At 64.2% G+C, this 6,659-nt stretch carries 10 protein-coding genes and 1 pseudogene; 5 read left to right on the top strand and 6 right to left on the bottom strand.

Annotated features, from left to right (window positions below; all coding sequences use genetic code 11):
- The 5 genes from VMI09_15505 to VMI09_15485 all read left to right on the top strand — a co-directional run.
- Positions 1-697, top strand: a 697-nt coding sequence (locus VMI09_15505) for a hypothetical protein (GenBank protein HTQ26093.1), incomplete at its 5' end; no start/stop codon positions are given.
- Between the two features lie 5 nt (positions 698-702).
- On the top strand, positions 703-1,041 hold the full coding sequence (locus VMI09_15500; GenBank protein ID HTQ26092.1) for a YbaB/EbfC family nucleoid-associated protein: 339 nt from the start codon (positions 703-705) through the stop codon (positions 1,039-1,041).
- 64 nt (positions 1,042-1,105) lie between these two features.
- Positions 1,106-1,732: a recombination mediator RecR gene (recR, locus tag VMI09_15495; GenBank protein HTQ26091.1), complete on the top strand. Its 627-nt coding sequence runs from the start codon at positions 1,106-1,108 to the stop codon at positions 1,730-1,732.
- A 195-nt stretch (positions 1,733-1,927) separates the two neighbouring features.
- On the top strand, positions 1,928-2,509 hold the full coding sequence (locus tag VMI09_15490; protein ID HTQ26090.1) for a superoxide dismutase: 582 nt from the start codon (positions 1,928-1,930) through the stop codon (positions 2,507-2,509).
- A gap of 118 nt (positions 2,510-2,627) precedes the next feature.
- On the top strand, positions 2,628-3,350 hold the full coding sequence (locus tag VMI09_15485) for an SDR family NAD(P)-dependent oxidoreductase (GenBank protein HTQ26089.1): 723 nt from the start codon (positions 2,628-2,630) through the stop codon (positions 3,348-3,350).
- Between the two features lie 12 nt (positions 3,351-3,362).
- On the opposite strand, the gene VMI09_15480 is transcribed toward VMI09_15485, so the two are convergent.
- The 6 genes and pseudogenes from VMI09_15480 to VMI09_15455 all read right to left on the bottom strand — a co-directional run.
- Positions 3,363-3,800: an Rrf2 family transcriptional regulator gene (locus VMI09_15480; GenBank protein HTQ26088.1), complete on the bottom strand. Its 438-nt coding sequence runs from the start codon at positions 3,798-3,800 to the stop codon at positions 3,363-3,365.
- 170 nt (positions 3,801-3,970) lie between these two features.
- A complete protein-coding gene (locus VMI09_15475) occupies positions 3,971-4,333 on the bottom strand; it encodes a DUF4870 domain-containing protein (protein HTQ26087.1) in 363 nt (120 codons plus the stop codon).
- A gap of 176 nt (positions 4,334-4,509) precedes the next feature.
- On the bottom strand, positions 4,510-4,953 hold the full coding sequence (locus VMI09_15470; protein ID HTQ26086.1) for a response regulator: 444 nt from the start codon (positions 4,951-4,953) through the stop codon (positions 4,510-4,512).
- Positions 4,954-4,965: 12 nt separating this feature from the next.
- The gene (locus VMI09_15465; protein ID HTQ26085.1) at positions 4,966-5,277 is read right to left on the bottom strand and encodes a helix-turn-helix domain-containing protein; all 312 of its coding nucleotides are present in this window, start codon (positions 5,275-5,277) and stop codon (positions 4,966-4,968) included.
- A pseudogene (locus VMI09_15460) lies at positions 5,274-5,932 on the bottom strand (sigma 54-interacting transcriptional regulator). The gene VMI09_15465 and the pseudogene VMI09_15460 overlap by 4 nt, the downstream one beginning before the upstream one ends.
- Before the next feature lie 330 nt (positions 5,933-6,262).
- Positions 6,263-6,659 (bottom strand): transposase (locus tag VMI09_15455; GenBank protein HTQ26084.1); only part of this gene is annotated, 397 nt, incomplete at its 5' end.

The raw sequence follows: 6,659 nt of genomic DNA, 5'->3' as shown, positions 1-6,659 counted from the left end.
CCCAGCGGCTGCCCCGCCCCCGGCGTCGGTTCAACCGCGGCCCCGCGTCACCTCACCGCTCGCGTCGAATGCAGTGCCGACCCCAGGCAACGGCTCTGCGGCGCCGGACCCAGCCGACCTGCCGGAGCTGCGCGAGCACATTCGAGCGCGCCGCGCCGCGCTCGCCGGTTTCATGGAGCAGGGCGCGTCACTCGCCCTCGACGGCGACGTGCTGCGTGTCATCCCCCGCAATGACATCTATATCCGCTATCTGAACGACAATCGTGCCGCGATCGGCGAGCTGGCGAGCGAGTTCTTCGGACGCAAGCTGCGGGTCGAAGTTGCGCTAAACGGTTCAGCGGCGCCGCCCACGGTTACAGACGCTGGAAACCCGTCGGACCTGCGAAGCAGGGATGCCGCCGCACTATCCCCGCCGCCCAGCCAGCCCGTGGCATCGCTGCCGGCTCCCGCAGCTCCTGCGGCAGCGATGGAGAGCACGCCGCAGCCGGCACCCAACATCGCGACGGACCGCCAGGCGCTCTACGCCGACCCTGTGGTGCGCCGCATCTTCGAGGAGTTCCAGGGACGGCTCGTCGACGTTCGCGAGCGGCCCGTAGCCGCGCCATCCGCCGTGCAGGCTGAAGAGCCGGTAGCGCACCAGCCGTCAACCAACAGCGACCCGGCGGCGCCGGCGATGCGGCGCCCCTTACAGGAGTAAACGCCGTGCCCGACGAATTCGATTTCTCCGCGATGCTGCGCCAGGCGCAGGCGCTACAGGAAAAATTCCAGCAACTGCAGAGCGAGGCGGCCGAAAAGACGGTCGAAGCCGAGTCCGGGGGCGGGATGGTGCGGGTGGTGGTGGACGGCGCGATGCGCCTGCGCAAGATCGAAATCGACCCTTCGATCGCCAATGACAAGGCGATGATGCAAGACCTGATCGTGGTTGCGGTCAACGACGGGCTGCGCCGCGCGCAGGAGCTGATCGCTGCGGAGATGAGCAGCAAGCTCGGGCCGCTGGCCGGGATGGGCCTCCCGCCCGGGTTTCTCGCCGGCCGGGGATAGCACGGGGGCAGCAGCGGGGCCAGGTCCGCACGGGCCCTTCGGACCGGATCGACAATCGCAAACGATGGCCGAAAACAATCTCAAGCGCGCCGACGGTCTGCCGCCCGCGATGATGCGGCTCGTGCGCGAGCTCTCCCGGCTGCCCGGCGTGGGCGAGAAGACCGCCTCGCGCCTCGCCTTCAACCTGCTTAACCGCCCCCGCGACGAGGTTATCGCGCTTGCCGAGGCGCTGCTCGAGATGAAGGAGCGCGTCGGGCTCTGCTCGCAATGTTTCGCGCTTGCCGACGCGCAGCGCTGCCGCATCTGCGAGGACCCGGCGCGCGAACAGGACGTGATTTGCGTGGTCGAGGGGCCCGCCGACCTGATGGCGATCGAGCGAGCGCGCAGTTTCAACGGGCTCTATCACGTGCTGCACGGCGCGGTCGCGCCGCTCGACGGGATCGGCCCCGACGATCTGAAAATGAAGGAACTGCTGATGCGGCTTCAGGGTCCGGCACCGGTGCGCGAGGTCATAATCGCGACCAATGCCACGGTCGAGGGCGAAGCGACAGCGCTCTACCTGGCGCGGCTGCTCAAGCCGCTCGGAATCAAGACCACCCGCCTCGCGCGCGGCCTACCGGCCGGCGGCGACCTGGAGTACAGCGACGCCGCCACGCTTTCGAGCGCGCTCAACAATCGCCGCGACTTCTAGCGCCGCGGTCCCTGGCGGGTCTCGCGGCCCCTGTCGGCAAACTTGCAAGCCGCGTGACGGGCGGGTTACTTTAACCTTTGTTACAGCTGCGAGTGCGCACGCGCGGGCTGTTCGTTCTGCCCGCCGACGCCGTTTCGGCATTTTGCCGGCGGTTCCACAAGTTCAAATACTCCAAAGAAGGAAGGTACCTTGATCATGGCTTTCGAACTTCCCAAGCTGCCCTACGCGGTGGACGCCCTGGCGCCCCATATCTCGGCCGAGACCCTGGAGTTCCATCACGGCAAGCATCACGCCACCTATGTCACCAATCTCAACAACTTGACCAAAGGTGGCAAATTCGAGAACGCGCCGCTCGAGCAAATCATCAAGGAGGCCGGCCCCGGCGGTCTTTTCAACAACGCTGCCCAGCACTTCAATCACAGTTTCTACTGGACCTCGATGAAGCCGCGCGGCGGGGGCGATCCGGCCGGCAAAGTGGCCGACGGGATCAAGAAAGCCTTCGGCGACTTCGCCGCCTTCAAGAAGAAGTTCTCCGATGCGGCGACCACTCATTTCGGCAGCGGATGGGCCTGGCTGGTGCAGAAGGGCGACGGCGCGCTGGACGTGATCGCGACTCACGACGCCGACACCCCGGTTGCCCACGGTATCCATCCGATCCTGACCTGCGACGTGTGGGAGCACGCTTACTACATCGACTACCGCAACGCGCGCGCGAAATACGTCGAGGCGTGGTGGAGCCTGGTCAACTGGGATTTCGCCAACGCCAACCTGAAGTAGCGTCCGAGCCGCGCCCGCTGCAGCAGGCTTTGAACAGGCATCCGTCGGCGGCGCCCTATCGCGCAGATTCCGAGGCGATACGGCGCCGCCGCGCGATCGTCGGGAGGAGGTCTCATCGATGGAACTTCTTGAAGATCGCGTTGCGATCGTAACCGGCGGATCGGGTGCGCTCGGACGCGCCGTGGTCGAGAACTTCCTCGTCGCAGGCGCGAAAGTCGCCGTGCCTTACATCGTCGATGCCGAGGTTGCGCTGGTGGAGCAGCGGTTGGGCAATCGTTTTCCGTCCTCGCAGATCCTGATGCGCAAATGCGACGTGGGCATCGAGGAGCAGGTCTCGAAGCTGGTCGATGAGGTGCTGCACCGCTTCGGCAAACTCGACATCCTGGTCAACCTGGTCGGCGGATTTTGGGGCGGCAAGCCGGTGGCTGAAACGACGCTCGGCGAGTGGCAATCGATGTTCGATCTCAACCTCAAGCCCACCTTTCTATGCTGCCGCGCGGCCGTGCCCGCGATGAAGCGCAACGGTTACGGCCGGATCGTCTCGGTCAGCTCGCGGAGCGGACTCACCGGTGCGGGCGACTATACCGCCTACGCGGTGGCCAAGGGTGCAATCAGGACGTTTACCGCTTCGCTCGCCGAAGAGGTGCTCGGCGACAATATTCTGGTCAACGCGATCGCGCCGAGCACGATCGACACCGAGGCGAACCGCGCGGCGATGCCCAAGGCGAAGCACGAGAACTGGGTCAAGCCAGACGACATCGCGCGGACTATCGCATACCTCTGCTCGGAGGATTGCCGCGTGACCTCGGGCGGCGTGATCCCGGTGTACGGCAAAGCCTGAACAGAGCCTGAATCAGATTTGGTACATCACCGCCGACTTGCGGCGATCGGCAAGCGATTGCAGAGTGGCGCTGCGCAGGATGCTCACGACGCTGTCGCGCACGTCGCGCCACACGTCGCGCATCGGACATCCGCTGTCACGCGGACAAAACGATTTCGCGCCTTCTTCCAGGCACTCGACCGGCGTATAGTCGCCCTCGATTATCTCGACCACGTCAGCCATCGTGATTCGCGCGGGCGGCCGCGCGAGCATGTATCCGCCGCTTGGCCCCTTCTGGCTCAGCACCAGGCCGCCGCGTTTAAGCTCGATCAGCAGACGGCGCAGATAGTTCTCCGGCACGCCCTGCGCGGCGGCGATTTCCTCAACGCGCAGCGGCTGCGCGCTCGGGTAGCGGTCGGCAAGCATCAGCAGCGCTTTGAGCGAATAATCGACCCCGACGCCAAACTTCATTCGAATCCTCTAAGGGGTCTTCTAGCACGTCGGCTGGAAACGGCAAATAGACTACTTAATTAGTCATCTAATTAGCCGATTTAGATCGCTAAATCTGTCCTATTTCGATTTATCTTGCGCGATCAGGCACTTACGGGCGGGATGCGGCCGGAGCATCCGCACGCCCTGCGCTAGGGCTTGCTGAAGCTGTCGGCGAGGTCGGCCAGCTCCGGGATCCGGTAGCGTTCGCCGCTATAGGCCTTATACATCAGGAAGATCCACATGATCGCCAAGCCGAGGTTGATCAATTCCTGAAGGCCGACGAGCAGCCGCCCGAGCCCGAACGGCAACACGGCGATAAATACGCCGAGCACGATATTGATCACGAACCAGGCGATCGAAAACGCGATCGATTGCCGCGCGTGGAATCGCACGAATTCGTCCTTGTCGTAAGGCTCGAGGTAAAGAAAGATGATTCCGGTGACAAACCCTAGCAGATATGCGAGCGCCGCGACCACCTGGTTTTGCGGCGTGCCGCCGCTTTGTGCATCCATCTCTCCCGACCTCCTCCGGTTTCGCCGCCGCTTAGTTTAGCCGTCCCGTAGCGCCTCTGGATATCAACGCCGCCGTCAGCGCGCAAGACCACCTGGTTCGTGATGCATACGGTCAGATCTGTCCAACCCGGCTACTTCTTGCCCGGCTACTTCTTGCCCGGCTATTTCTTGCCCGGCTATTTCTTGGAATTACCCTGCAACTGATGGAGCGTCGCGTCGTTGGCGCGCGCGGTCGCGACCATATCGAGCTGGGCGCGGATGCGGTTGGCGAGCTGGCGGCGGAAAACCGGCTTGGCGAGAAAGTCGCTCACTCCCAGGCGCATCCCCTCGGCGCGAGCGTCAAGGTCGTCGCGCGCGGTGATCATGATGACCGGAATCTCGGCGGTCACGCGATCTTCCTTGAGCTTGCGGCAAACCTGAAAGCCGTCCATCTCGGGCATCATCAGGTCGAGCAGGATCACGTCAACCGGATTTTCATGCGCGAGCCTTAAGCATTCGGCGCCGGACACGGCTTCGATCGCGACGAATCCTTCGCGCTGGAGATGGCGCGCGAGGATCGAAACCGTGTCGGCGTCGTCGTCGACCACCATTATCTGCGGTAGCCGGGATTGCTCCACCATAGGGGTCATCCCTCAGGATTCGTCGTTCCAGCCCGCTCCGCCGGGTGCAATCACGCCGCATCGCCGCAGCTTGGCTGAGAAGGTCGTGCGCTTGAGGCCGAGCAGGCGCGCCGCGGCTTGCTTGTTGCCGCCGGTCTGGCGCAGCGCCTCGTTGATCATTCGGCCTTCGAGTTCGCGCACCATCGCATTGAGATTGACGCCGCCCTCGGTCAGAGTCGGCGGAAGATGGTTCTCGGCAACGCGCGGGGTGGCCACCATGGCCGGCGGCAGCAGTTCGGCATCGATCACCTCGCCCTCGCACATGATCACGAGGCGTTCGATCATGTTCTCGAGCTCGCGCACATTGCCCGGCCAGTCGTACGACCATAGGCTGACCATCGCGGCCTGCGAAATCGTCCAACGGCGGGGCCGGGAAAGCGTCCGCGCAGGCGCGAGAGAAAGTACTCGACCAGCAATGGGATATCCGAGCGACGCTCGCGCAGCGGCGCGATCGCAATCGGCACCACCTGCAGACGATAGAACAGGTCCTCGCGGAAGGTGCCCTTCTTGACCCCGGCGACTAGGTCCGAATTGCTCGCCGCGATGACGCGCGCATCGACCTTGCTCGCGCGGTCGGAGCCCACCGGACGGACGATCCCATCCTCGAGCACGCGCAGCAGCCTGGCCTGAAGCTGCAGCGGCATCTCGCCGATCTCGTCGAGAAAGATCGTTCCACCGTCGGCCGTGCTGAACAGCCCGTGGCGCGATCCGGCGGCGCCGGTGAAAGCGCCGCGCTCATGACCGAACATCTCGGATTCCAGCAGCTCATGCGGAATCGCCGCGCAGTTGACAGGAACGAATCGCGTCCGCGCCGCGCCGACAGGCTGTGAATCGTCCTTGCGACGACTTCCTTGCCGGTACCGCTCTCGCCGGTGATCAGCACCGTCGCGTCGCCCACGGCAACGCGATCGACCAACGCTCGAAGTTTGACTATCGTGATGTGTTCGCCGATGAGGCTGTGCTCGACGGGCGCGTGTGCACCGGCGTCAGCCTTGGTTTCAGGCGCGATCACCGTTTGGCGGTCCCCCAGTGACATAATGTCAACTGATCGAAACAGTTTCGGATTTTGGCATGCCGGAAGGTGGCCAACAAGCGACATTGTTGGGCGACACGCTATTGGCGCTGCAACAGCTAGGGAACCTCTGCACAGGTTCCCAAGCAGAGGCGGTTAAGTGAAGTGATCATGGGAATCGGGGTCAGTGAAGGGACATCGAGTGGTGCTTGGGGTCGCAGTAGGCGGCGCCGCGGCTGGTGGCTGCCCGGAGTTGGCTCACAACGCGCGACTCGCCGCGCTCGGCGACAGTTGGTGCCGGACTTGATAGAGATTAGCCAGTGCGAACATGGTATGCGCGCGGGCCAAGTTCTTGACCAAGCCCCGGTACCTCACTTTGACGAAGCCCCACAGATGCTTGACCACGCGGAAGGGATGCTCGCCGCGAGCCCGGGTCCGCGAGCGCGCCCGGTTGATCATTCGCCAGCGCGCGCTCAGCGGCCGTTTAGAGGTAGGACGCCGATTGATCCGGTAGCGCATCCCCCAGGCCTCGAGAAACTTGCGATCGTCTTCCTTCCAGTACGCCTGATCGCCGAAGACTTCCCGCTCCTGCCCGTGCAGCAGGTCAGGCAACTGGGTGATGTCGGCGACGTGGCAGCGGTCGCCCGCACCGTAT

Source organism: Candidatus Binataceae bacterium (assembly GCA_035500095.1).
In the GTDB taxonomy this organism is placed as follows: Bacteria; Desulfobacterota; Binatia; order Binatales; family Binataceae; genus JAKAVN01.
The sequence above is the reverse complement of the archived record's forward strand: the minus strand, read 5'-3'. Positions and strand labels throughout refer to the sequence as shown.